The sequence below is a fragment of the Streptomyces sp. NPDC093094 genome, assembly GCF_044754345.1.
Classification (GTDB): Bacteria; Actinomycetota; Actinomycetes; order Streptomycetales; family Streptomycetaceae; genus Streptomyces.
In genome coordinates, this window is record NZ_JBIVOX010000008.1 from 163167 (window position 1) to 187435 (window position 24269).

Below are 24269 nucleotides of genomic sequence, written 5' to 3' on the forward strand. Positions count from 1 at the left end.
AAGGAGGCCCAGCCGCACGTCACTGCCGGTTCCGACGCGGGCGGTGTTTCCCATGCAGGAATTCAGTGAGCCCTACGACCCCGAGACGGGCGATCTCACGCATCTCTCACAGGCTTCCGTGGTCCACCGCGGGCAGGTCCTGGGGCACATCAGCCATCTCCTGGTCGACCCGGCGACGAACAGAGCGGAATGGGCCCTGGTCACCGACCGGGCCGGGACGCGTCGCGCGCTGCCGCTCGACCTGCTGGAGGACGAGGACGAGCACATCCGTGCGGTGCGGGGAGATGTCGACGTGGAGCACATCCGGGTCGGCGCCTGGAGCGTGGACCGGTTGCAGTACCTGCGCACGGACGTGAACGCGGTCGTCGCCGGCCTGCGGGGGGCCGGCTTCACCGACGTGCGGCCCGTGCCGTGGGACGTAAGGCTGGTGACACTCGATCAAAAAGTTTCGGCGGCACCGGAGATGGGCGAAAGCTCCGACCTCGCGCAGGCCGCGCCTCCCGACGCCGTACCTCCCCAAGCCGTGTCTCTCCCTGCCCCACCGCCGCCCGTCGGTCCTTCCTCCGCCGCCCCTCCCCCGGCCCCTGTCGCCGCGGAGGACGTGCGGCGCGAGATGGTGGCGGAACTCCCCAAGTCGGTCCGCAGGCAGCGGTGGATACCGGTCCAGGTGTCCATCCGGCAGACCAGCGGGGCGGAGACCCTCCTGGGCGTGCCCCTCGACATACCCGGGGGCGTGACGGTCTCGGTGGTCGCGACGGTGCCGGACTCCTTCGAGATCCAGGGCGAACGCGTCATCGACCTCGCCGTCCCGGAGTTCGGCGACTCCCCACCGGGACTCTTCATGATGCGGGCCGGCGCGGTGGGCAGCTTCCCCGTGCGGTTCACCGCCTACCGCGGCGGCACCTTCCTGGGCGCGCTCGAACTGCAGATACAGGTTTCCGCGCTGGCCTTCCGCTCCACCGCCACCCGCGAAGTGGCGAACGCGCTGGACGTCGACGAGGCGGCTCAGGAGGAGGCCAGCCTGCAGATCATGTACGACGACGCGAGCAGGACCTTCCGCTTTCTGTTCATCACCGACTCACAGCGCCTGGAGGTGCCCAGCCGCCCGATCGAAGGGGACATCCGTGACCGTGTCGAGGCGCTGATCCCGCAGTTCGACGCGTACGCCTCCGACGCGGGCAGTCTCACCCCGGAAGCGGCGCGCGAGCGGATGAAGAACGAGGGCTTCCGCCTGTGGAAGTTCCTGGTTCCCCCGCCGATCCAACGGATGATCCTCGACAACGCGGACACCATCAGCCAGATGACGATCTTCAGCGACCGGGAGGTCGTGCCCTGGGAACTGCTGTACCCGCTGGACGAGAACGGTGTGGGGTTCGGCCACTTCCTCGTCGAGCACTTCCCTGTGGTGCGGTGGGTCATGAAGAGCAGGCGCGGGCGGCGGCTGACCCTCGAACGCCCCACGTTCGTGGTACCGGACGGCTCCCCGCAGGAGGCCGAGTCCGAGATCGACGACATCGCCCTCAAGCTCGACCAGACCGCACCGAACCGGGTGAGCAACCGGGATGTGCTGGTCTCCGCCCTGGCCGCCCCCTCGTTCGACTGCCTGCACTTCGCGTGCCACAACACCTACCGTGCCGGGCAAGGAAGCCGCATCCGCTTCACCGACGGTGACTTCCAGCCGCAGGACCTGGCGATCGCCACCGTGACCTGTCCGCTCGCGGCCACCGTCCCCCTCGTCTTCCTCAACGCCTGCCGCACCCAGGGAAGCGCCCCGAGCTATACGAGCCTGGAGAACTGGGCCGATGTCTTCCTCCAAGCCGGCGCCGCCGCGGTCATCGGCACGTCCTGGGCCGTGCGCGACACCACGGCACGGCTGTTCGCCGGGACGCTGTACGAGCGGCTGCGGGCAGGGCTGACGCTGGGTGAGTCGGTGAGCGAGGCACGCGCCCTGGCACGCGACAACATGCCGGGGGACTCGACCTGGCTCGCCTACACGGTCTACGGAGACCCACGCGCGAAGGTGGTGCAGTCATGACCGGTCCCGTGTTCGTCATCCACGGCGTCGCCAACCGCGACCGTGGTGCCTTCGAGGCGAGAGTCAAGGACTTCGGCGACCGTCTCCGCCCCACCGAGGCCGACCTGCACCCGGTCTTCTGGGGGGACCTCGGTGGCCGGGACGCCTTCCTGGACCGTGTGATCCCCACCATGGGGGCGGCGGCCGACTCCCGCGCCGGTGCGGCGCCCGGCACCGAACCGATGCCTGTCCCGCCGCCGGACGATCCGGTGTGGACGTTCCTCGCCGGTCCGCCTCCCGCGACGCCGACCGGTACCAGCACCGTACGCGACGGTTCCGACCGCTGGCGCGAGGGCCTGCGGATCGTCGCCGAGGCCGCCGCCGAACAGGACCGGCAGGGCAGAGCGGCCGTCCGCGGCACACAGGCGGACTGGCGGTCCGAACTCGAAGAAGCCTGGGACGAGCTGACGTACCTGCCCCGCCTGCGCAACGCGACGGTGCTCGCGGACGTCGGCGTGGCGCTCGCCGAGGAGGACACGGAGGCCCCCGGGGGACAGCACGTCCGGGGTGCCGGGGACTGGATCAGGAGAAGGCTCCGCGACATGGACCGTGCCGCGGGGGCCGTCATCGGCGCGGGGGCCGGCCGTCTCAACACCTACCTCCGCGCGGAGCTGAGCCCCGGCTTCGCCTCCTTCGCCGGTGACATCGCCGTCTACCAGCGCAGCCAACCGCTGATCCAGCAGCGGGTCCGTGACGCGCTGCACGCCTACGACGAGGACGCCGGCCTCGCCGACCGGCCCCCGCAGGAGCGGACCGGCGGGGAGAACAATCCCGCGTGCTTCATCTGCCACAGCCTCGGAGGCGTCATCCTGCTCGATCTGCTGACGGCGCGGGAGGAGCCCGTGCACACGCGCGGACTGCTGACCTTCGGCAGCCAGTGGCCGCTGTTCCAGCTGATGGACCCCCGCAACGGCCTGGGCCCCTACGACGGCGAGACACCGGTCTCCCTGCCCGCCTCGGTGGGACGCTGGATCAACGTGTGGGAGCCGATGGACCCGTTGGCCTTCGTCGCGGGCAGGGTCTTCCGGCTGTCGGACGGGTCCCGCCCCCAGGACCGGACGGCTCAGCACCTGGTCACCTCCGGGCTGTGGACCCACTCCGCCTACTGGGGCCTGAACGTGGTCCGGGACGCGGCACGCGAACTCGTCCGGGGGACGTGAACTCCCCCGCGCGCAGGCGGGGTGGTCCGGGCGAGAGCATGTCGCCGGGCACCGCGGGCCGGCAGGGCTGCCGGCCACTCATCGGGCGACAGCCCGCCGAACGCGGTACTTCCAACGCGAAAGGGACCGCACGACAGTCTCGGCCCCGATGGGATTGGCGCTGTGCACGTAGACGGTGCCGATCCGGAACGGGTTTCCATGGAAGGCGGCCTCCTCCAGGAGGGTCACCACCGGCATGATGCTGTCGTCCCCGCCGAGGTCGTGGTCGAGCCAGAGCTCGTCGATGAAGATGTCCTGGTGCTCTTGGAGCAGCCGGACTCCCTCGCGGCTCGTGCGGGCGAGCCGTGTCGCCCGGGGCAGCGCCCTGAGGTCGTCGACGGCGAGGATGACCGGTGCCGGTTCAGGAGAGGGCTGCTGCATCCGGCCATCATGCCCGGTGAACGGCGGGGCCGGGTGCCGGCAGCGGGCGGTGGTGTGCCCGTCCTCCGCGGGGTGCAGGCCGAGCTGCAGGAAGTGAACCCATCGGGAGACGAGCGCAGTTGCGCAAAGTTGCTCGACCACCTGACAGGGTTGCGTGATGTCGCCGATGAGAGCTTTGCGAGCCGGGGACGGGCGGCGCCGCCCTCCGCTGCCGGCGGACGGTGCGTTCCCACCTGCCAGGAGCTCATCCTCCTTCTGGCGCGGCTCCTGACGCCGGGCGCGGACCTCGCTGTCCGCCAGGACGACGACGTCAGCACCCCCGGCGGCCACGATCATGCGGGCGATCCGGCGGGCACCGCGCCGGCACGGGGTCCGGTCGGGCCCGACGGCAGGCCGTCGACGTGTGCACAGTCCTGCCGCCGTCGCCCTCCTCGCCGAATCGTTCCGCCCCGCTCCCCTGGCTGCCGGTGCTCGTGTCGTTGCTCCTCCTCTTCGCGACGTGGGCTTTCGTGTTCGTCCGATGGGTGCGTGAAGGCTCTCCGATCGGCGAGAGGCCGGTCGGGTGACACCCCCGCACCGCTATCGCCGTGCGGCGGCGAGGCGGTTGATGTCGGGGTTGCGCAGGACAGCGGGAGCGTCGCCGTCCGGCCCGGCCGCGGCGAGCATGGCGCGGCCGACGGCGTCCGTGGTGGTGACGTGACGGGGGAAGAGGCGCTTGAGCAGTGGGTGGAAGACCGCGGTGGCGCGGTAGAGCCGGCGGTAGAGCGGGGTCCGGGAGACGGCGCCGTCGACCAGCTGGACGAAGCCGGGACGGAACATGTGGGCGGTCATGGGCAGTGCCCGGAGGTCGTTCTCCGTACGGCCCTTGACACGGGCCCACATCTGACGGCTCTTGCCGGTGGGGTCGGTGCCTTCGCCGGAGACGTACACGAAGGTCAGGTTCGGGCTCACGGCGATCAGGGCGCGTGCGGCAGCCAGTGCGTAGTCATGGGTGATGCGGGTGTACTCGGCCTCGCTGCGGCCGACGGCGGAGACACCGAGGCAGTAGAAGCAGGCGTCCAGGCCGGTGAGCTGGTCCTGGATCGCCGTGTAGTCGGTGAAGTCGGCGTGGACGATCTGCCGCAGTTTGGGGTGAGCCACGTCCAGAGGGGTTCGGACGACGGCGAGGACTTCGGTGACCGCGTCGTCCCGCAGGCAGGCGTGCAGAGCGCCGTGCCCGACCATTCCGGACGCCCCGAAGACGATGACGCGCACGAGTTCTCCTGGTGGTGAGGGGTGTGCCCGGGGGCGTGTTCATTGTGCAGGGTGACGGCGGGGTGCGGTGCAGGCGTCGCCGCGGTCCGGGCCGCCCGCGGCCCGCGGCGTGGGGCCGCTCCCGGCTCACCGTCCCGGGGACCGGCGGGGAACGCCTACGGACCGGAAGACCAGGGCGTCGAAGGCGCGGTCGGGCAGGAAGCGCCGCAGGCCGATGAGCGGGCGTGCGCCGAAGCCGGTGGCGTAGCGGGTCCTGGGCCGGCGGGCCGTGACGGCCTTGCCGACGGCGTCGGAGATGACGGTGGGCGGGGACATGCGTCTGGCCATGGTCTCGGAGCGCATGGAGGCGGCGACGGCCTCGGCCTGGTCGGCGTAGGCACCCGCGGCGGAGGATTTCTCCAGATGGTCGGCGGCGATGCCGCTCCACTCGGTGCGGATCCCGCCGGGTTCGATGACGACGACGTCGACACCGAAGGGCTTGACCTCGATCCGCAGGCAGTCGCTGAGGGCTTCGAGGGCGAACTTGGTGCCGTGGTACCAGCCGCCCAGCGGGGTGTAGATCTTCCCGCCCATGGAGGTGATGTTGACGACCGTACCGCTGCGCCGGGCACGCATGTGCGGCAGGGCGAGCTGGGTCAGGCGGACGGCGCCGAAGACGTTGACGTCGAACTGGCGGCGGGCCTCGTCCTGCGAGCCCGCCGCTACCTCGCGGACCGCTCCCTCCCCACCTCCCAGGTCGCCTACCTCCTCGCCTACGACGACACCAACTCCTTCTACCGGGCCTTCCGCCGCTGGACCGGGCTCACCCCGGACGCCGCACGCAACGCCGGCCACCCCACCCCTGCGTGATCACTGTGGCGACGCCCCCCCCCGGGCGGCGAAGTCCGCACGCCGGGTGGTTCAGACGGCCGTCCGCATCGGGAACTTGCTGTCAGTCCTTGGCGAAGAGGGTGGGCAGGTACCCCAGGGAGTGGCCCTTGGCGTTGGGGTGGTAGCTCTCGTGCACGGCGAGGCGCGTGCTGTTCAGCCACCAGTCGTCGGAGCAGATCTCATGGTTGGTGAAGATGCCGCGTACGTCGCCGAAGGCGAATCCGTGGGCTGAAGCGCGCCCGGAGGTGACGGAGTCGATGGTGTCGGCGGCGCTGTTGATGGCGTTGCGGCTGGTGTCGCTGATCCCGAAGGAGCAGGATCCGCCGATCTTGTACAGGTGCGGGTAGCCGAGGACGACGACGCGGGCGTTGGGCGCCCGGTTGCGGATCTGGGTGTAGAGCGAGTTGAGGCGTGCGGGCAGCTGGTTCGTGGCGAAGGTCTTGGCGTTGTCGACCGCGGTGAGGCAGGCGTCGGTGCCCTGGAGCACGCAGGTCTGCATCGCGCCGGCGAAGCCGGCGTCGTTGCCGCCGGCGCTGACGGTCACCAGTGAGGTGGCTCCGTTGAGCGCGCCGAGCTGGTTGTTGATCACGTCCTGGGTCGTGGCGCCGGAGCAGGCGACGAAGGCGAACGAGGACGGGGAGTTGGCCGACGCCCACAGCTGGGGGTAGGCGTTCGGGCTGCGACGGCACGAGCCGCTGGAACTGATGTAGTTGCCGGTTCCCTCGCCCGATGAGTACGAGTCACCGAGTGCGGCATAGGGGCCGGTGGCGGCGGAAGCGGGGCTTGCCCCGATCACGGCGCCGAAGGTGAGCAGGATCGCCGACAAGAGCGCGTACAGAAGACGTGCGGGTCTCACGGTGCCTCCACGAAATGACGAAGCAACACAGCTGACACGTGCATGCCATGTTGTAGAGGTGAGATGCCGCCGGCGGATAGATGTGTGAACGTAAAATTGTTGAATCCTGTTGCGTGTACGAGTGGGTCAGTGTGGGTTTGTGTGCATCGCGCGTAGACGGCGCGACGGCATGAAGGGCCCCACGGCCTTGGAGCTCCTCGGCCGGCCCCGCTTTCCGCCCGGGAGCCGGCGGTTCGCCTCCGCTGCGAGCACCACTGTCCGGGCGCCCTCCGCCGCCACGCCCAGCGGGCCCGGGCCTCCGGCGCGAACTGCGTGGTGCTGTACCGGCTGCATGCCGACGGGGAGCCAGGGCGGGTGCACCAAAGTCCGCGGTCGCGGAACAGGTCCTCGAGCACGCTCAGGGCACGGCGCTGCCCGACGTCCTGCGGGAGGAGCTGCACGCGCCCCTGACCTGGCACCGTGCGGCCGCGTCATGGGTGAGCCGGGGGCGTACGGCTGTCCTCCAGCGGCGGGCGGGCTGCGGCGCCTGCGGGACCGTCGGTCAGGGCGATGCGGGCGGTGATGCGTTTGCCGGCCGGTTCGCGCCGCACCTCGAAGGCTTCGGCGACGGCCATGACGATCTCCAGGCCGTGTTGTCCCACCCGGCCGACGTCGGCGGCCCATGCGACGGGCGCGGCCGGGTCCGAGTCCCGGACCACGACTTCCACCGCGTCCCCGACGATGCGCAGGTCCAGCAGAACCGGACCGGAGGCGTACTTGCGGGCGTTGGTGACCAGCTCGCTGACCACCAGCTGGATGAGGTCCATGGCGCGCTGCGAGACGGGCAGGCAGTGGCCGGCATCGGCACCGTCATCGACTGCCGCGAAGCCCTCCCCGGAACCGGTGCTGCGACGACCGGTCGAGTTCGAGCCGAGTTCGAGCCGAGGACAGCCCCCTCGATCGCCTGGACTCCGGCAACTCGACCCCGCGCAGGCCGGGGCACATCACACACCCACGGCGTTTCCCCGGCGCCGGCCGGCCTGGCTCCGAGCCCTGCACGTCCCTCATCAGGGCTCGAAACCCCGGGCAGGTGCCCTGACGTTGTCCAGAACGAGCTGGCCCTGTTTGTCGACCGCGCGGGTCACCGTCTCCTGGAGTATTCCGAACGCGGCCGCCCAGGCGACGATCTGGGCCTCGCTGTCCAGGCTGCTCAGACCCGGCAGGAATTCACCGCTGATCAGCAGAATGCCCAGGGCCGCGCTCAGCGCTCCCACCGGCAGGCGCAGCACGAGCAGCAGTACCGCGATGCGGTAGGGCCCGGCCGTGCCGTGCATCGTCCGCAGTGACACGGCACCGGCGAGCGCGGCGGCGAGCGCGCCGATGAACAGCACCAGAAGCAGGTCGCTGCCCTGGGCCGAGTGTCCGATGGGACAGACCATTCCTTCCGGTGGGGTAAAGCAGAATTTCTCCGCGACTCCGGGGACGGCATAGCCCCACACGGCGAACAACGCCGCGATGACGGTCATGATCACGATGGAGGCCGCGACGATCTGGGTGAAACTGCGCGCTCTCGCTCGCTCCTGCTCCTCCGCCTGTTGCGCCGCGTGGAGGGTGCTCACGGCCAGATCCCTCAGGTCAGGGGTGAGGAGGTTGCCGTTGCGCTTCAGCGCCGCCTCCAGGTCCGCCAGGCGCTGATCGTCCGCGGCCAGATGCAGACGGGCCTGCGTGACGATCCGCGGGCCGCGCCACCCCAGCTCGCCGGCCGGCAGCAGCTGCAGAATCTCGACCTCCGCCTCATGGACGTTGGCCAGGGCCGCGTCCGCGTACAGTCCGGTGATGCGCTTGAGGAATCTCTGCCTCTCGCTCAACGCCTGCCGCGCCGAAGCGAGTTGTTCCTCGGCTTTCGCCGCCACCTCGGCGTCGGCGGGTGACAGGCCGAGCTTCACCATTCTGTTGATCTGTGACTGGAGTTCCGCGATATGGGCGCCGAGCCGCGCGCACCAGGCGGACCTTCGCTGACCGGCCACGTCCCTGTCGTTGTCCATCGCGATGCCCCTTCCGTCGCGAGGGATGCCTGCTAGCGCTGCCCGTCGGCTCGGGTGCGGGTGACCCCGGCGGTTTCCTCGTACGCGGTGTTCTCCTGATCGGCGCTCAGCAGCTCCTCCAGGATGTGGATCGCGCCGCTGACGCGCAGCAGTGATTCCCTGAGCACCGTCTCCTGCTGAACCAGCCCCTGCAGCTGGTGCTCGCCCTTCTCGAAGTCCTGCCTGAGACCGGCGAGCCGCTCCTGCATCTGTACCTGCATGGTCGTCTCCCTCTCCGGAGTCATCCGGCTGCCGTGACGACAGCGAAAACACTCTTGTCGGCCGGCTGTCCGTGGACCTCGGGGCACAGGTAACGGTCCCGCTCGGCTTCCGGCTTCTCCACCTCGGGGATGATCGGGTGCGCCTTGGCCCACGCGTCCTGCCGCACGCCGGTCACCTGCCAGCACACCCTGACTCCCGGCTTGTCCGTGCGGATGGTGAAGCTGTTGTCGCGGATCTCGCCGGTCACCGCGGCCAGTGCGGGCTCGCCCATCGGCGTCAGCTGGTAGCGGAAGTCGCGATTGAGCGCCTCGAAGTAGTCGGGGAGAACGACGGTCGCGTCGCCGTTCTCGTCGGTGACGACGGTCCCGTCGTACAAGTTGGTCATCCCGGGTGACTCGACGAAGGAGTGCGACAGATACTTGCCGGCCGGGTCCAGGGGGTGATCGATCTTGAAGCCGCCGCTGGGTTTGCTGAGGTGGCCGACGAACGTCGTCGCGCCGGTGTCCACGTGCATCTGCATGCCCCATTGCACGGCGCCGACTCCGAAGAAGCCCACGGTGTCGTCGCCGGACATCCCGACGAACGCCCGGTCGCCCTTGCCGTCCTGGTGGAACCAGATTCCCGCTGAGCCGTCGTTGCCCTTCCGGACGCGCATGCGGCGGGCCACGTCCAGACCGCCGCCCTCCCCGGAGTGGACCGACAGCCGGTCGGTGCCCGACCACAGCCGCGCGCTGCCCTCGAACGCGTACCACACCCAACGACTGCCCTGGTTACCGGGGTTCCCGACGAACTGGGTGGCCTTGCGGTCCGTGAACGAGAACCCTGCCAGAGGTCCCGCACTGGTTATCGAGCCCATGACGTGGAGATGTTCCCGCGGGGATGCGGTCCCGATGCCGATCATGCCGTTGGGGTCGATCACCATCCGGTCGGAGTCCGCGAGCACATCGGTGAAGTGCCATCTTCCGTCGGTCCCGGCGAACATCCCGAAGTGGCAGTCCTGGGATGCCGTGTTGCTCAGTTCCATCCTCGATCCCAGCGACGATTCGGAGGACGACAGCAGCAGGGCCACCTCGTCGAACGCGCCGCCGTCTATCTCCAGCACGGCCGACGGACTGTCGGTGCCGATCCCGACCGCACCGGTGAAGTGCGCCGCTGTCCGGGTGCCGGAGGCGACGATGCCGATGTCGCCTTCCGCGCGGAGCGCGACGCCTTCGGGGCTGGAGGCGACCACACCGGTGGCCCCTTCCGCACGGAGCGCGACGCCACCCGCGCTGGAGGCGACCACGCCCGTGTCACCCTCCGCACGAAGCCCGATGCCACCCGCGCTGGACGCGACCACGCCCGTGTCACCCTCCGCACGGAGGCCGACTCCCCCGGCACCGGACGCGAACACGCCGGTGGCGCCTTCCGCACGAAGCCCGACGCCTTCGGGGCTGGAGGCTTTGACGGCCGTACCGCTGGTGCTGGTGCCCGAGACGCCCGTACCACTGGTGCTGACGCCCGAGACGCCTGTACCACTGGCACTGGTGCCCGAGACGCCCGTACCCGTGGGTCCGATGCCCGCGACCCCGGCCGCTTTGTCGCCGTTGACCTGACCCAGCACCCCGAAGCCGCTGGTGGTGACGTTCACACCGAACACGCCTGCGCCGGTGTCGGGTTTGCCGCTGCTGCCGATGACGGCATGGCCTTTGGAAGTGTCTCCCCATACGCCGAACTTCAGCGCGGGGCTCTCCCCCGTCGGGTCGAAGCCGCTGACACCGTCCTGGGTGCCGGGGGGACCGATGGGCGCCATCGTGATCTCCTCCTTCAGTTCGTCCGGGTCCGGTACATGATCTGGAAACAGAACAACGTCACCACGTCGTTGGGCGCCTCGGCGATGTCGGCCGTGATGAAGTGCCGGTGCGTCCGGTTCCTGACGACATGCTCGTCCGTCGGCAGGAACTCCTGGCCGAAGGCGGGTGCGACAACGATCTCGTCAGCCGTGTTGCCGTCCAGTGCGCGTCGCTGCAGGCGGACCGTGGGCAGGGCCCCGGAGGTCGATCCCGCCTCGCCCAGGACCTTCAGCGACTTGATCTCCGCCCCGTCGGGCAGCACCACGTTCATGATGCCGTGGGCCTCCCGTGGGCCCGCCGGCTTCTGCGCACTGTCGCCGACGAGCTTCCAGCCGCCCTCCGTGTCCGCTGCCCCGAGGGGAAGGCGGCGAGGGGCGAGGACCGGCATCAGGGTGAGGAAGGACTCGGCGGGAGACAGCGCCTCGATCAGCGGGTTGATGACGTCCGCCAGCGAGGTGAACTCCGCTGTGAGGTCGTGGAACCGTGCGTTGAAGCCGCTCGGGCCGCCGGCCTGGACCCGGTCCTGGTTGTCGATCCAGTCGGTGTGGGAGAAGTTAGGGACGTATGGAGAAGTCATCGCCCTCGTCCTTGTCCGGGTGGGTGTGTCGGGAGGGGTGGCGGTCAGCCGTGCGGTAGGTGGGGAAGGTGTAGGCGGGCATGGAGTCGGCGTCCGCTCCGGACAGTTCCGGCACATGCCGGCGCAGATTCCGGGTCCGCATCTCCACCCCCACCGGGTGGAACCAGTTGAGGATGTTCAGCAGCAGGTCATAGCGGTCCTTGCTGATCCGTAGGTCGGGCAGCGCCTCCAGCCCGGGGTTGAGCCGCACCTCGCACTGATGGGGTCGCAGCCTGTTCACGTCGAAGTAGCCGGCCCGGACCGGGACGAGGCCCGGTGCCAGGCCCTCGACGCGGACGAGGGGGCGGTGAGTCGAGGGGAGTTCGACCAGTCCCGGGCCCTCCGACGCCGTCCACCAGGCCAGTTCCTGCTCGCCCCCGGGCCCCAGAGGCCGCCGGGAGACCAGGCGGGGCGGCCGTGCAGGGGTCTCGGTGACGGGCGCGGGGTCGGCGAGCAGCACGGCCGCCTCCTGCCGCGGTGCTGCCAGCAGGCTCGGCCGGTACCGTGCCGCGCCCGGACTGGGCGCGAGCGCCGGGCAGTCCCCGCCCGGGGCGAACACGGTGGGCAGCAGGGTGCCGGTCGCCGCGTCGATCAGGTGGACGCGCCCGGCCGCGAAGCCGGTGCCGGCGGTGGCCACGTACACGAAGGCGGCGTCCGGGACGGTCCGCAGCGCGACGGGCAGCGTGCCGCGCGGGAAGCGGTCGATGGTCGCCTCGGGGGCCCTGGCGTCGACCTCGTACCGTTGGACGGCGCCGGTACGTCCCGTCGCCGGGGCCTCGAGGACGCAGGCGACGTAGAGCCGCGTGCCGTCCGGCGAGAAGACCGCGGCGGGCGTGTCGACGGCACCGGTGTCGACCGGCTCGTTCCGCGGGGCGAGTCCCTGCGGGTCGAGCCACTGGATCCGGCCGCCTTCGAGCACGGCCACGAGGTGTTGGCCGTTCGGCGCGACCGCGAGCGCACGGGGGACCGCCGCCAGGGACACGTCGGCGGTCTGCGCGCCGGACTGCGGGTCGTACGCGCGCACGGTGCTGTCGTCGGCATAGGCGACGTACAGCCGTTCGCCGTCCGTGCCCAGTGCGACGGGGCGCGGCCCGGTGAGGGCGACGGCTGCCGGGGCGAGCGTCACCGGGTCGAGGGCCTGGACCGTGCCGGACCGCTCGTGGGCCACATAAAGCCGTCCGCCGGCGAAAGCGAGCGGGCCGGGAAACGGTATGACCGGTTCCGATCGTGTCAGGGAGAGAACCGGTACGTCTTCGTCGCGTTCGGCCTCGACGGCGAAGGACGTCACGCGGTGGCTGCCCCGGAGGGAGAGGTAGAGCCGAGCGCCCTCGTCGTCGAAGCAGGCGTCGACGGGCTCGGCGTGACCGAGGGCGGTGAGCGCCGTCGTCTCCTCGACACGGATCTCGGTGGGACCGCTCAGCTCCACCTGGTCGTCGCCCGCCACCGTGGCCTCTATGCGGTTCCCGGTGAGTTCCGGGGACGTGCCGGCGGCCGGTACGGCGACGTGGTCGAACCCGGCCGCGAAGGCGTGAGCCGCCAGGACCGGTCCGGTCACGGAGGAGCCGGCCAGTTCCAGGGTCCTGCCCTCACGGAAGGGACCGGGGCCCTCGGGGTCGAAAGCCCTGAGGACACGGACGGTGACGGGGGTGCCCTCGAACTGGTCGAGCAGCCGGTCCAGGGCTCGGGACGCCGCGGGCTGCATCCGCCGGTTGCCTGTCCCGGTGCCGTAGTCGACCGCCCGCGGTGGGGTCGACAGGTCGTCGGTGCGTGTGAGGAGGTGACTCGGGTCGAAGCCGTCCGCGGACCGTCCTTCGGCGGCCTCCGCACCGGCGCCGGCGAAACCCTCGCGGCTGATCGACTGCCCGGCGGCGAGGCCGGTGCCGGAGAGGCCGATGCGCACGACCCGGCCGGCCCCTGCGGTGTGGCCGGCGTGTGTCACCTCGGCCTGGACCGTCACCTCTCCCGCGGCGTGGGCGTCCAGCCGGGCCGGGACGCCCTGGCTCACTGTCGCGTCCCCCGCGCCGGAGCGGGTGACCGTCCAGGTGACCTGTGCGCCGGCCGACCGGGCAGGCCGCGGCTCCAGGGTGAGGGCCAGTCGGCCCCCGGCCGGTACGTCCGTGCCCGGCAGGGGATCGGGCGCGGCCTTGCCGGTGACGACACGGAAGGCCGGACCGGTCGGCTGGGCGACATGGACGAGGCCGTCCAGCGTGTGGTGCACCCAGCCGAAACCGGCGGCGTGGGCCTCCACGGCGAGTTCGCCGGGAGGGAGGATGTCGTGGCGCAGGAGCAGCGCCCGCCCGACTCTGTACAGGTCGGTGGCGGCCGGGTCATGGGCACGCAGGACGTGCAGTGTGCCGGGCCGCTCCGCCCGGAGCGGCTCGACCCGCCGCACAAGGGAATCCAGGGCCTCCTTGACGCCGATCTGCATCAGCCGGTCGCGGTCGCCGGGACCGAACGTCAGACGGGCCCGGTCCTCGCCTGTGTACCGGCACAGCCAGACGTCGTCGAAGTCGCCCTCCTCGTCCACGGTCCCGACCGCCTGTGCCTCGTCGCCGCCGAGGTCACCGTCCGCGGCGATGCCCTGGCCCCGCCGCAGGGGGGCCGGCAGGACGCGCAGCGTCAGCGAGCCGTCCGTCGGGCCGCCTTCCGCTTCGTGCACCTCGAACGGTGCCGGGTCGGCGGTCAGGCGCGGGTCGTCCGTGAGGGGTCCCGCATCCTTGACCGTCTCGTTGAGGGCCTGTTCGAGGCCGTCCCTGGTGGGTACGAGCCAGCGCTGGAACAGGCGCAGGCGCGCCCGGTAGTGCTCGTCGCCCTCCCCCGTCACCGGCGCGAACGAGGTGCGTGCGGTGCGCGAGACGCGCACTTCCTCCAGCAGGCCGGTGAACTGGGCGAGGGTGGTGGTCCCGTCGGGCGCCGCTTCCTGGCCCTGGCCGAAGGTGAGCGGTTGGGGGCTGGTGAGGTCGCCCAGCTGTGTCACGCGCCGTCTGACCACCTCGTCGCCGTCGAGGTGCAGTCTGATCAGGGCGGGCGGTGGCCCCGAGGACACTCCGCCGGGGGACGGCAGCCGCTCGACGACCGCGGCCACGTGGTGAAAGGCACCGTCGCCCAGGGCCCGGTCCACGTACAGCTCCACCGTCCGGCCCTCGCCGTCGGCCAGTGAGAAGCGCATGTTGCGGTCGATCTCCCTGAACAGGCCGATGGTCAGGGCCCAGCCGGGTGAGGCCGCCGCGTTCAGCACGGCACGTTTGGCGACGACCGCGCCGGTCCTGGTGGCTCCGGTCTCCGGGCGGACGACCGCCTCGACGGTGAGAGAGACGTCCGGCCCCGCGGCGAAGTCCGGGGAATCGGTGTCGAGGGTGACGCGGGCGGAGCCGGTGAAGGCGAAGGCCCGTGAGAAGCGGCCCGTACGCCCGCCGCGCGCACCCGTGTTGGTGCAACGGTGGGCGGGGGCGCCGAACCGCTCGCCGGCACTGACCACGGCGGCGTCCTGTCCGGCCTTCTCGTCCAGGTGGTAGAGGGCCACGGTGTCCTCGTCCCAGGTGTGCGGCCGGGGCGGGAAGCGGGGAGCCCCCAGGTCCAGACCCAGCAGGTCCAGGCTGGCGCCGTGTGCGGTGCGGGCACTGCGCTGCTCGGTGACCTCGGTGAGGCGTCCGGTCAGGTCCTCGTAGTCGTGCCCGATGACCCACAGGACCTTGACGAGGTTGCCGAGCAGCGCGGTGAGGTGCCAGGCGTCCGCCGACGGCGGGGCCGGGGCCAGCGGCTCCACGCGGGTGAGTGTCCACTGGTGGGTCCGCTCTCCTGCCCGGGCGGGGAGAGGCACGGCGATGGTCCGGTCCGCGGGCCAGCCGGCGGGGACCGCCACGTCGACGGACTCCTCGGGCGTCCCGGCCCGGGGCGTGCTCCGGGTGAAGAACACGCGGACCGCGAGCGGCTCGGCGGGCTCCTGCCGGGGGGCCAGGAGGTAACGGGGCGAGTCCGGGAGCCTCCCGTACCGGTTCAGGTACTCCTGGAAGCTGTACGCGGCGAGCAGTGTCCGCGTCCCGGGGACCGGTTCGAGCGCGATGTCGAGCCGTTCCAGTCCCCGGCCGTAGGCCGGGGTGAGGCCGCGTTGCATGATGTCGAGGAAGTCGGTGGTCATGGCTTCGAGACCTGGATGTCGATCAGTGGGCTGTCTATCGCGAAGCGGGCGACCTCGTCGGCCTCCAGCCGCAGGTTCTCTCCGACGGAGAGCTCCTGCGCGCTGCCGAACACCGCCCCGCGGTGGATGACGCCGCCGAACGCCGGGGCCTTGCGGCGCAGTCGGAGGTTCTGCACGTCGACCACTCCCGGAGTGGACCGGGCGGTCAGGACGACGTCCGAGTGCAGTACGGCACGGCCCAGCCGAAGCCGGTCCACACCTTCGTGCAGGGCGGCCAGGAGCTGGCCCCTGATGGCGTCCGCGTCGTGTCCGGCATCGGTCACCAGAGTGGCCCGGATGCCGACGTCGACCTGGTTGGCCGGCTTGACGCGGGGGAAGACCGACACCGGCCGCCACTGGCGCACGACGTCCGTCACGGCGTCGTGCACGGCCGGGATGGCGCCCTCCGCCCTGAACCACGGCCAGCCCGGCTCGACGGCCACCACGACGTCGAAATGGTACGGGGATCCGGTCTGGCGGCTGGGCGAGAAGACGCGCTGTCCGAAGCGGTAGCTGCTGAACCGGCCGTCCGAGGGATCCACGCCGCCGAGCGGGTCGAAGACCGCCGCGTCGCGGACGCCCGGAAGGTCCAGGATCCGGGCCACCAGAGCGTCCTGGGTCCACAGGGTGCGGGGGACGCCGAGCAGCCGCGCGCGGTAGACGTCGTCGGGTTCGAACAGTTCCCCGCCGGCGATGGCCTCGGGGTTGGTCACCTCGACACGGGCAGGTCCGAGGTTGAGGTGTGTACGGGCCCAGACGGGCTCGATCCGCAGTTTCCGGGCGGCCGGCAGATCGCCGTCGGGGCCGCGCTCGACAGCACGGACACCCGCGCGCACCGGCTGCGTGCCGGTCCTCAGCACGACTGGGGTGAGGAGCCGCACATGCTTCCTGGGTGGTTCCTCCGTCTCGATGACGGTGCCCGGGGGCAGCGTCATCGGCCGGTCGGGCGGGGCATCGGTGAGGGAGAGTTCCACCTCGCCGGTGGCTTGGAGCCGGCGGCGCGGCACTCCGAGGTCGGTACCGAGGAGATCGAGCGCCGCGCCCTGGGCGGTGGTGCCGAAGTTGGCGTAGAACTGGCTCTCCAGGCCCTGCCACAGTTCGTGCACGTGTACGGCGGCGGCGTCGAGAATCTTGCGCAGCGGGCTGCCCGACGTGAGGTCCACGTCGTCGCCGAACATGGCCCGGGCGCGGCTCTGCTGGTCGGCGACGATGCGGTCGATGCCCTTGAGCACGAAACCGTCCGCGGTCACGCCATAGGGGTCGTGGTCACTCAAGGCGTCCTCCTGACCGGAGTGTCAGCGTGTCACCGGCGACGGTTTCGATGATCACGTAGGCCGTGTGGGACCGGCTGGACCGGACATCGTCCACGGGGCGCGAGCCGGCCGTCCTGTCGGCCCGGGGCCGGAGTTCGAAGAAGCGCGGGTCGTCCTCGAAGAACACCTCGCGGATGTCGGTGACGCGCCGATCGGTGGCCAGGCAGCGCACGAGTTCCAGCCGGATGTACTCCTTGCGCGCGAGGCGGCTCATCGGGTATCGGCCCACCGCGAGACGGTCGAAACCGAACGTGGTGTGGAGCCGGTCGCTGCCCAGCTGGGTCTCCACGGTCAGCGTCAGGGCCTGTGTCAGGGCGTCCGGGCCCTCGACGGTCGCCGGACCGCCGGTGCCGGCGTCGATGACGAGATCCCCGTCGTCGACGGCGAGGCTGTGCCCCAGGCCGGGTGCGCCCGCCGGGTCGGGGAGGGCCGCTCCGGGCAGGGTGAACCCGAGGCCGCCGAGATCGAGACCGAAGTCCTGGCCGAGGCCGGGGACAGCACCCCGGACCGGGCCGGTGCCGGGGATGCTCATCAGATCGCCTCCAGGAGCTTCTGTCCCGGATCGGCGACGCTCCAGGTGCCCGGCGGGGCCCCCGGCGGGACGGTGATTCCTTGTGCGCCGGCCAGCAGCACCGGTCGGCCGCCGACCGACAGCTTGAGCGACAGGCCGGGCGGCAGGGTGGCCGTCGTGACGCACGGGGCCGGGCGGCCGCTGGGGTCGACGCAGGCGCAGGGAGCGATCATGCCGGGTACCGGTTGTGCGGCGGATCCGAAGACGGCTCCGGCCTCCGCTCCGGCGGTGAGCACGCCCTTGCCGCTCACCGTCAGGTGCGGGTCGGCGCCGGTCAGCCGGAGCCGGCCCTGGTGGGAGCACATGAGGACGGCGCCTTCCACGAGAACGAGTGCCATCAGCTGATCTCCACCTTTCCCTTCTTTCCCACGGTGAGGGTCGCGCCGCCTGCGCTGAGCGAGATCTCGCCGCCGCTCGCCGAGACTTCGACGTTCTTGCCGGGCCCCGCGGACAGGGTGATGTTGCCGTCCTTGTCGAACCGGACCTGGGCTCCCGAGCTGTGGCTCAGCAGAAGTTCCTCGGCGGGTCCGGGCGTGGGCCGCTCGCCGACCGCGGAGCACTTGCCGGCCCCGACGGAGATCTTCAGCCCGATCGCCTCCACCACCCGGTGCCCGTCGGCGGTGGTGAGGTCGTTCACGCCCTTGTTGACGGGCCGGGGATCCGGACCGGCCGACAGCTCGGTGGGAAGGCAGAGCCACCAGTCTCCGGATTCGGCCGCCGGGCGGTCCATCGCCGCGTCATTGGCCCACAGGAAACCGGTGATCACGGTGTCCTCGCGGTCGTCGTGCACCTGGTTGAGCAGCGTGCGCATGCCCTCGTAGACCGGAACGGACAGGCCCACCTTGTGCCAGGCGAACGGTGCGGCGAGCGGCTTGTCGTACAGCGCCGGGCCGCCCGGCTCGATCGGCAGGTCGACGCTCGGGGCGGGCACGGCCTTGCCCGGTTCCTGGCCGTAGAGCACGGTGGCCACCCGTCCCGCGGGCTCGGCGGCCCGGATCTGGCCGACGTCGACGGACGGGGTGACGGTGTGGGTGTCGCGGATCTTGGCGGAGATGGCGTCGGCGATGGCCAGGGGACTGCCCTTGCGCACGGTCTCGGTGGTACGCCGGTTGCCGCCGCTCTTGGTGAAGGGTGCGGCCCGGCCGGTGCACACGTAGCCGGTGCGGGGCGAGAAGGAGTGTGTGAGCTGGATGATGCGGTAGCCCTCGAGCGGGTTCTGGTAGCCCTCGACGCTCGCCGCGACGAGTTCCCCGGCCCTCAGCCCGGGAGCGCCCAGGGCCGTGAAGTCGAAGGCCGGCACGGCGCGCTCCGGCGGGTCGACGGTCACCCGCTGCCTTGCGGTGGCTCCGATGGACACCGGCTGGAACTCCGCGAGGCGGGTGCTGGTGCCGGGGGTGACCAGGCTGTCCTCCCGCATGATCAGGGACAGCAGGGCCGGCAGGTCGGGCAGCGTCGGCGGTCCGCTGGTCTTCGGATGGGTGACGGCCGTCCCGAACTGGACCTCGCCGTCCTGCACCAGGAGTTCCGCGCCGTACCGGTCGGCGATCCGTTCCAGCAGCCCGAAGGCGTGCGGCTCGTCGGCGCTGATGCTCGGTTCCAGGGGGCTGGTGGGGGTCACGTCCCCGACGAGCTTCACGTCGGCGTCCGCCGCGATGGCCTCGGCGGCTTGGGCGGGTGTGCACTGCGCCTTGGAGAAGTGGACCGGCTCGCGCTTGCCGCTCTTCTCGTCGACCCTGACGGTGATCAGGCGGAACGACGCCTCCTCGTACCCTGTGAGTCTCGTGCCCAGGGGCGGGAATCGCTTGGAAGCGGTGATGGCGTCCACCCGTCCGACGAGTACGGGCTTGCGCGACAACGGATTCTCCAGGTAGCCGAGAGTGATCTCGATGGGGATGCCGCCCGCGGTGCCGCGCTCGCCGGTGAGCGCTCCGGTCAGCTTCTCGTGGGCGGAACGCGGCAGGGCGGACAGATGGGCTTCGAAGTCGGCCGGCTGCCCGAGGCCGAAGTTCACCGTGATCTCCGCGTCGGACAGGATCATGCCGCCGGAGACGTCGTTGGACACTTTCAGCCCCAGGGTGGGGAAGTCGATCCGGTACCAGAGGATCACGCCCATCGTTGCGCCACCCCCACGACGATGCTGCTGCCGTAGTGTCCGCGGCCGTTCAGGTTGCCCCGGGCCAGCTTCGCCTCGAGAAGACGGATCGCCAGCCGGCCGGCGTGGTGCACGAGCTCCGGCTCGGGGACCAGTTTGCGCAGGAAGACCACGCGGGGGCCGTCGGGTCCGCGGTGTGCCACCCGGAGCACCAGGTACCCCGGAGGTGAGACCGGGACGGTGACGGCGGCCGGCGGCGCCAGGTCGTACAGGGTTCCCGGGGGGTCGTCGCCGGTGTCGTCCAGGACGGCGTACAGGGCGAAGTCGTACCCCTCCCCGCCGACGACACAGCTGAACGCCTGGGGCAGGCCCTCGTCGGGGGCGACGGGCAACCGGTGGAACACCAGGGCGTTCACAGCGTGCCTCCCAGCTGGCGCTCGACCGGCACCATCCCGCTGACGCTGGGGACGGCCGCCGTCCCGGCGGCCAGAGCGATGTCCAGGGCCTCTCCGATGACGGCTGTCAGGGTGGAACGCGGAACGTGTTCCAGGGTGATGCTGACGTCGAGGGCGTCGCGCTTCTGGTTGGACTGGGTGAACCGCAGACTGGTGATCTGCATGTCGAGGCAGACCGTCATGCCGCAGACCACGGGCAGTCCGGCGAGGTTCATCATGGGCGCGGTGGCCGGGGCCAGGGCCCGCGAGGTCAGCGCCATCGCCTCCAGCAGCTTCTTGAAGACGAGCCGGCTTCCTCCGACCAGCACCGCTTCGAGCGAGATCGTGCGGGTGGTGGGCGAGACCAGCTGCGCGAGTTTGCTGCCCGCGATCCGGGCCACCTGGTAGCCCTCGTTCAGGGTCAGACTGGTGACGGTGAGCAGCGGCATTGGGCCGATCAGGACAGGGACGTTCACTCCGGCGCTCATGGCGTGCTCCTGCGGTTACGGCGGTCGGCGGCCTCGACGATCTCGAGGAACTCCTCGTCCGTCAGCCAGTCGACGTCCGCCCGCTGTTCCATGAGCAGTTCGGCGAACCGCTGCCCCTGGGTGGCGTTGTCCTCGACGTGGAAGAACCGACCGTTGTGCAGTTCCTCCTCGAGCGCGGCGAGGGTCTGACGGACGGTGCCCTTGTGCTTGGCCTCGATCAGCCGGAGGGTCAGTTCCTTGTAGTACGCGTCGGTGTGCAGCGTGGGGTGCCGGGTGTACGCCTCCGGGACGGTACGGGGATCCGTGGACGTGCGGGGCAGGTGGATGCCGTTCTCGGGGGCGTTGCGCCAGTTGATCCCGGCGTCGTCGAGGATGCGGCGGGCGATCTCGGCGCGCGCGTCGCCCTCCGGCACGATGTGATGGGTCTCGTGGCCCGGCGGGCGCGGGTTGCCCACCCTGGCCATGTTCTCCGCGAGTTCCTCCGACGGCCGGTTCAGCACGGAGGTGCGCTGGTGCCGGAAGTCGCTCAGGCTCGGGGCCTCCGGTGGCACCTCGTCCGGCTCGTGGAGCAGCGCCCTCTCGTCGTGGCCCGCCCACTTCTCGGCGTCCTTCCAGGCCGCCGCGAGGTCCGCTTCGTCGGCGTACTTCCCGGCCCGGTCCAGGCGCCGGGCCTCGAACCGGTCGAGGATCTCCGTCACCATCCAGGGGTCCTTCCGGGACCGCCGGACCAGGTTGTCCAGGATGCGCTTGACGGCGTCCGATTCCGTCGCACCGTGCTGGTAGAGGTCGCGGAGGGTGGCGATCCGCTCCAGCACGGCCGCGCGCTGCACCCCGCCCGTCGGGTCCGTCGCCCGCAGCGCGGCCCCGCCGGCGATCCGGCTCCACGCCACCGGGTCGTCGTGGGACAGCCGGGACAGCAGGTCGGCGTACTCGGCCGTGCGGTTGCTCTCCCGGGACCGGTTCTGCAGACGGGCGAGGTCCAGCAGGAGGTCGTCCAGCAGTGCGGCGTCTCCCGCGGACCTGCCGACGGCCGCCCTGACCACCTCGAAGCCGACCTCCCGGACCGCGTCCATCCGCATCCTCTTCGACGCGAGCACGGTCAGCAGGCCGATGTCGGCCTCGCGGCCCGGCCCGATCCGTCCGAGTCCGATGTGCTCCATCGTGGCCAGCAGCAGGCTGCCCTCACCGTCCTCGAGCGCGGCGGCGAGCCTGGCGAGTTCCGCGTCGTCGAAGCCCTGCGGGCTCGCCAGGTGGCGGAACACGCGGCCCAGCTCCTCCGACACACCGCCCGACTTCGCGGCGAAGGTGTGCAGGATCTCGCTCCTGCGCAGCGCCGCCTCGAGGACGGGTCCGAGTTCCGGGTGCGCGGCCAGCTCGGCCAGCGTGCTGCCCTCGTTCACCTCGATCCGCTCCAGGACCGAGACCAGCCGCCGCTGGTCCTCCACCGGCAGATGGGACAGCAGCACCAGGACGTCCTTGTCCTCCTTGACGGCCCGCAGCACGTCGCTGCCGGCTCGCATCGCGGTGGCGAGCCGCACCAGTCGTGCCGCGACGGCTTCGCCCTCCGCCGTTGCGGCGGCCTTGCCGAGGGCCGCGAGGATGCGCAGCACCAGCGCCAGCTTCTCGGTGAGTCCGACCGCCGCGGCCGCGGCCTTGATCTCCCCGAAGCCGATGAACCAGGATCCGACCTCCACCACGATCGCCCATTTGATCTTGGCGGTCACCCTCTCGCCGATGTGCAGCACTGCCGCGCCCTGGAGTCCGTTGACCAGTTGGGGGCCTATGTGTTTGACGGCCAAGGCGCATTCCGCCTGCGCGGGCCGGTACCCGAGACCGGCGAGCTCGAACATCAGCAGCAGGCGGCCGAGCTGGCCGATTCCCTCGATCATCTGGGCCGGCTTGGTCACCATCAGCTTCAGCCCCTCGACCGTGCCGAGGAGCATGTCCACCAGCGCCACCGCCGCCGATTCGATCTGGAGCAGCACCGACAGGCCCAGCCGTAGCGTCTCGCCCTCCAGCAGACTGCGCCGGAGGGATTCGCGCACCTCCGGCGGGGTCCGGAACGCCTCGCCGAACAGCGTCGACAGCTCGGCCACGGTGAGCGGGCGGTGATTCCCGAAGCGCTCGCCGACCGTGGTGAGCAGGCTCCACAGAGTGTCCCCGACATCCCGGAAGAGCTGTTCGTCGATCTTGTGCTGGATCAGCACGGCCCGTACGGCGTCCAGTTCGGCGACGCTCTCCAGCGACCGCATGATCTCGACGACCGCGTGTTCGTGCTGCTCCCATGTCCAGGCCCGGACGAGGACCTCCAGGTAACGGGTCTTGGTCTGCCACTTCACGAGGGAGAAGGCGACCACGCCGAGGAGCGCCAGACGGTCCGCGGCCTCCTGGAGGCGGTCGTCGGCTCCGGCCAGTACTTGATCGACCAGTTCGTCCAGGTCGCCGAAGATCAGCTCGCGGGCTGCCTCGGGCGCCAGTTTCGGTCCTCCCGTGCGCAGTCGCTCCGACAGCCGTGTACCGGCGTCCGGGTCCGGGACCAGGAAGTTCCCCTCCTGGGAGACGACCGTGTGGACGACGTAGCGTCGGCCGGCTTCGTCGACCAGGCTCTTGAGGACCTCGCCGCCCCCGAGAGTGACCATCTGCAGGTCGTCGCCCTTGACCGGCCATGCCTCGGCGATCCGCTTGAGCTCGCGGTCCGAGACCGTGGGTGTGGTGGCGGCCGCCCAGAGCCGGCTGTCGGGGTCCCCCACCGGACCCTCCAGAATCACGAACGACCGGGTGCCGAAGATCCCCGCACCCAGCTGGACGGCCCTGATCATGCTGGTGGCCCTGACGTGGCGGTCGGCTCCTCCGACGGTGACCACCCGGCCGCCGAGCAGGTGCATCACGACGTGCCCCTCGAACACGCTGGGTCCCTCGGGCACTTCGTCGGCCGGCGGTCCGGGAGGCTCGGGCTTTGCCGCCGACGGCTTCCCCGGCTCTCCTGGCCGGTCCGCCCGGGCCGAGGTCGCGGCCGAGGTCGCGGGCTCGGGCTCGGGCCGAGGCTGAGGCTGAGGCTGAGGCTGAGGCTGAGGCTGAGGCTGGAGTGGGGACTCTGGTTCGGACGGCGTGCCGGCGGGCTGTTCCGGCCCGGCGGGCGCGGGTCCGGAGGGAGCGGCAGCCAGCGGGGCCGACGCGGTGGGCACCGCAGCCGGTGCCGGCCGGCGCGGCGGCACCGGCTCCTGCCCGGCCGGGACATCCGGCAGGCCCTCGGCGTCCACGAGTTCACCCGGCAGCGCCATGGAGAACAGCAGGCCGCCGTGGTGCCGGTCCGTGCCGACGGCCGCGTCGGCGTCCGACGCGGCCGCCGCGCCCACGGCGTGCACGGCATTCGAGGCCGCCGCCGTGCCGGCCATGCTCCCGGCGGGCGCGGTGTTCCCGGTGAACAGGGTCTCCCCGGCAGCGGTGCCGGCTGTCGGGACGGATCCCGGCGGAACCGGTGTTCCCCGCGACGGTGGCGCGGGGGCCCACCCTCCGGCGGGCTCCGCAGCGGCGACCGCACGGGCGACGGCCGCCAGCAGCACTCGCTCCAGCTCCGTCCGCCGGATTTCCCCGGGGTCGCCGTTGAAGACCACGGACTCAGGAAGGTGCGGCCGTTCGCAGACCGGTGTGTCCGTCCGGTTCGCGGCGACGGCGTCCAGCCGGCGTCGCGCCGAGTCCAGCCGAGCGGCGAGCGCCGTGTCGACGGCCCGCCCGAGTTCCTCGAACCGTGACTCCGTCAGATCTCCACCGATCCTCACCGTGATCGGGAAGTGGCACACGATGCGTGGCATCCCCGCTCCTCGGAT

The 24269-nt window shown here is 71.3% G+C and carries 19 protein-coding genes and 1 pseudogene; 3 read left to right on the forward strand and 17 right to left on the reverse strand.

The genetic code is table 11. The annotated features are described in order from the left end of the window. Positions 1-52 precede the first annotated feature (52 nt). Both ACIQGV_RS18870 and ACIQGV_RS18875 read left to right on the forward strand, forming a co-directional pair. Positions 53-2035 carry a CHAT domain-containing protein gene (locus ACIQGV_RS18870; RefSeq protein ID WP_402496155.1) on the forward strand — a complete coding sequence of 661 codons (1983 nt, stop codon included), beginning with the start codon at positions 53-55 and terminating at the stop codon, positions 2033-2035. Next, the gene (locus ACIQGV_RS18875) at positions 2032-3234 is read left to right on the forward strand and encodes a hypothetical protein (protein WP_402496156.1); all 1203 of its coding nucleotides are present in this window, start codon (positions 2032-2034) and stop codon (positions 3232-3234) included. Before ACIQGV_RS18870 ends, ACIQGV_RS18875 begins: the two co-directional genes overlap by 4 nt. 78 nt (positions 3235-3312) lie before the next feature. Here ACIQGV_RS18875 and ACIQGV_RS18880 read toward each other — a convergent pair whose 3' ends face one another. The 3 genes from ACIQGV_RS18880 to ACIQGV_RS18890 form a co-directional block, all read right to left on the reverse strand. Further along, positions 3313-3990 carry a cyclic-phosphate processing receiver domain-containing protein gene (locus tag ACIQGV_RS18880; RefSeq protein ID WP_402496157.1) on the reverse strand — a complete coding sequence of 226 codons (678 nt, stop codon included), beginning with the start codon at positions 3988-3990 and terminating at the stop codon, positions 3313-3315. A gap of 243 nt (positions 3991-4233) precedes the next feature. Next, positions 4234-4908 (reverse strand): NAD(P)H-binding protein, encoded by a 675-nt coding sequence (locus ACIQGV_RS18885; RefSeq protein ID WP_402496158.1) that lies wholly within the window; start codon positions 4906-4908, stop codon positions 4234-4236. A gap of 126 nt (positions 4909-5034) precedes the next feature. Next, positions 5035-5643 carry an SDR family NAD(P)-dependent oxidoreductase gene (locus ACIQGV_RS18890; protein ID WP_402496386.1) on the reverse strand — a complete coding sequence of 203 codons (609 nt, stop codon included), beginning with the start codon at positions 5641-5643 and terminating at the stop codon, positions 5035-5037. Here ACIQGV_RS18890 and ACIQGV_RS18895 point away from each other — a divergent pair. Continuing rightward, positions 5596-5757: a helix-turn-helix domain-containing protein gene (locus ACIQGV_RS18895; RefSeq protein WP_402496387.1), complete on the forward strand. Its 162-nt coding sequence runs from the start codon at positions 5596-5598 to the stop codon at positions 5755-5757. The two genes, ACIQGV_RS18890 and ACIQGV_RS18895, sit on opposite strands and share 48 nt — an antisense overlap. 82 nt (positions 5758-5839) lie before the next feature. On the opposite strand, the gene ACIQGV_RS18900 is transcribed toward ACIQGV_RS18895, so the two are convergent. The 14 genes and pseudogenes from ACIQGV_RS18900 to ACIQGV_RS18965 all read right to left on the reverse strand — a co-directional run bounded on the left by ACIQGV_RS18900 (position 5840) and on the right by ACIQGV_RS18965 (position 24254). Continuing rightward, entirely contained in the window at positions 5840-6634 is a 795-nt protein-coding gene (locus ACIQGV_RS18900) for an SGNH/GDSL hydrolase family protein (protein ID WP_402496159.1), read from the reverse strand. Between the two features lie 470 nt (positions 6635-7104). Further along, a pseudogene (locus tag ACIQGV_RS18905) lies at positions 7105-7461 on the reverse strand (ATP-binding protein); the annotation flags it as partial. A gap of 219 nt (positions 7462-7680) precedes the next feature. Then, complete coding sequence (locus ACIQGV_RS18910; RefSeq protein ID WP_402496160.1) at positions 7681-8658, reverse strand: hypothetical protein; 978 nt, start codon at positions 8656-8658, stop codon at positions 7681-7683. Between the two features lie 32 nt (positions 8659-8690). Continuing rightward, positions 8691-8918, reverse strand: coding sequence for a hypothetical protein (locus ACIQGV_RS18915; protein ID WP_402496161.1), 228 nt, complete (start codon positions 8916-8918; stop codon positions 8691-8693). A gap of 20 nt (positions 8919-8938) precedes the next feature. Then, the gene (locus ACIQGV_RS18920) at positions 8939-10711 is read right to left on the reverse strand and encodes a hypothetical protein (RefSeq protein WP_402496162.1); all 1773 of its coding nucleotides are present in this window, start codon (positions 10709-10711) and stop codon (positions 8939-8941) included. Positions 10712-10725: 14 nt separating this feature from the next. Further along, on the reverse strand, positions 10726-11328 hold the full coding sequence (locus ACIQGV_RS18925; protein WP_402496163.1) for a hypothetical protein: 603 nt from the start codon (positions 11326-11328) through the stop codon (positions 10726-10728). Beyond that, a complete protein-coding gene (locus tag ACIQGV_RS18930) occupies positions 11306-15505 on the reverse strand; it encodes a LamG-like jellyroll fold domain-containing protein (RefSeq protein WP_402496164.1) in 4200 nt (1399 codons plus the stop codon). Before ACIQGV_RS18930 ends, ACIQGV_RS18925 begins: the two co-directional genes overlap by 23 nt. After that, positions 15502-16818: a baseplate J/gp47 family protein gene (locus ACIQGV_RS18935; protein WP_402496165.1), complete on the reverse strand. Its 1317-nt coding sequence runs from the start codon at positions 16816-16818 to the stop codon at positions 15502-15504. Before ACIQGV_RS18935 ends, ACIQGV_RS18930 begins: the two co-directional genes overlap by 4 nt. After that, a complete protein-coding gene (locus ACIQGV_RS18940; RefSeq protein ID WP_402496166.1) occupies positions 16811-17389 on the reverse strand; it encodes a hypothetical protein in 579 nt (192 codons plus the stop codon). Before ACIQGV_RS18940 ends, ACIQGV_RS18935 begins: the two co-directional genes overlap by 8 nt. Next, the gene (locus tag ACIQGV_RS18945; protein WP_402496167.1) at positions 17389-17766 is read right to left on the reverse strand and encodes a hypothetical protein; all 378 of its coding nucleotides are present in this window, start codon (positions 17764-17766) and stop codon (positions 17389-17391) included. The genes ACIQGV_RS18940 and ACIQGV_RS18945 overlap by 1 nt, the downstream gene beginning before the upstream one ends. Further along, positions 17766-19541: a hypothetical protein gene (locus tag ACIQGV_RS18950; protein WP_402496168.1), complete on the reverse strand. Its 1776-nt coding sequence runs from the start codon at positions 19539-19541 to the stop codon at positions 17766-17768. The genes ACIQGV_RS18945 and ACIQGV_RS18950 overlap by 1 nt, the downstream gene beginning before the upstream one ends. Next, complete coding sequence (locus ACIQGV_RS18955) at positions 19532-19936, reverse strand: hypothetical protein (protein ID WP_402496169.1); 405 nt, start codon at positions 19934-19936, stop codon at positions 19532-19534. The genes ACIQGV_RS18950 and ACIQGV_RS18955 overlap by 10 nt, the downstream gene beginning before the upstream one ends. Next, the gene (locus ACIQGV_RS18960) at positions 19933-20442 is read right to left on the reverse strand and encodes a hypothetical protein (RefSeq protein ID WP_402496170.1); all 510 of its coding nucleotides are present in this window, start codon (positions 20440-20442) and stop codon (positions 19933-19935) included. The genes ACIQGV_RS18955 and ACIQGV_RS18960 overlap by 4 nt, the downstream gene beginning before the upstream one ends. Then, positions 20439-24254, reverse strand: coding sequence for an AHH domain-containing protein (locus ACIQGV_RS18965; protein ID WP_402496171.1), 3816 nt, complete (start codon positions 24252-24254; stop codon positions 20439-20441). The genes ACIQGV_RS18960 and ACIQGV_RS18965 overlap by 4 nt, the downstream gene beginning before the upstream one ends. Positions 24255-24269 lie beyond the last annotated feature (15 nt).

Coding starts and splice junctions, on each gene's coding strand:
- ACIQGV_RS18870 (WP_402496155.1), top strand. CDS start 53: ATGCAGGAATTCAGTGAGCCCTACGACCCCGAGACGGGCGATCTCACG.
- ACIQGV_RS18875 (WP_402496156.1), top strand. CDS start 2,032: ATGACCGGTCCCGTGTTCGTCATCCACGGCGTCGCCAACCGCGACCGT.
- ACIQGV_RS18880 (WP_402496157.1), bottom strand. CDS start 3,990: ATGATCGTGGCCGCCGGGGGTGCTGACGTCGTCGTCCTGGCGGACAGC.
- ACIQGV_RS18910 (WP_402496160.1), bottom strand. CDS start 8,658: ATGGACAACGACAGGGACGTGGCCGGTCAGCGAAGGTCCGCCTGGTGC.
- ACIQGV_RS18915 (WP_402496161.1), bottom strand. CDS start 8,918: ATGCAGGTACAGATGCAGGAGCGGCTCGCCGGTCTCAGGCAGGACTTC.
- ACIQGV_RS18920 (WP_402496162.1), bottom strand. CDS start 10,711: ATGGCGCCCATCGGTCCCCCCGGCACCCAGGACGGTGTCAGCGGCTTC.
- ACIQGV_RS18925 (WP_402496163.1), bottom strand. CDS start 11,328: ATGACTTCTCCATACGTCCCTAACTTCTCCCACACCGACTGGATCGAC.
- ACIQGV_RS18930 (WP_402496164.1), bottom strand. CDS start 15,505: ATGACCACCGACTTCCTCGACATCATGCAACGCGGCCTCACCCCGGCC.
- ACIQGV_RS18940 (WP_402496166.1), bottom strand. CDS start 17,389: ATGAGCATCCCCGGCACCGGCCCGGTCCGGGGTGCTGTCCCCGGCCTC.
- ACIQGV_RS18945 (WP_402496167.1), bottom strand. CDS start 17,766: ATGGCACTCGTTCTCGTGGAAGGCGCCGTCCTCATGTGCTCCCACCAG.
- ACIQGV_RS18950 (WP_402496168.1), bottom strand. CDS start 19,541: ATGGGCGTGATCCTCTGGTACCGGATCGACTTCCCCACCCTGGGGCTG.
- ACIQGV_RS18960 (WP_402496170.1), bottom strand. CDS start 20,442: ATGAGCGCCGGAGTGAACGTCCCTGTCCTGATCGGCCCAATGCCGCTG.
- ACIQGV_RS18965 (WP_402496171.1), bottom strand. CDS start 24,254: ATGCCACGCATCGTGTGCCACTTCCCGATCACGGTGAGGATCGGTGGA.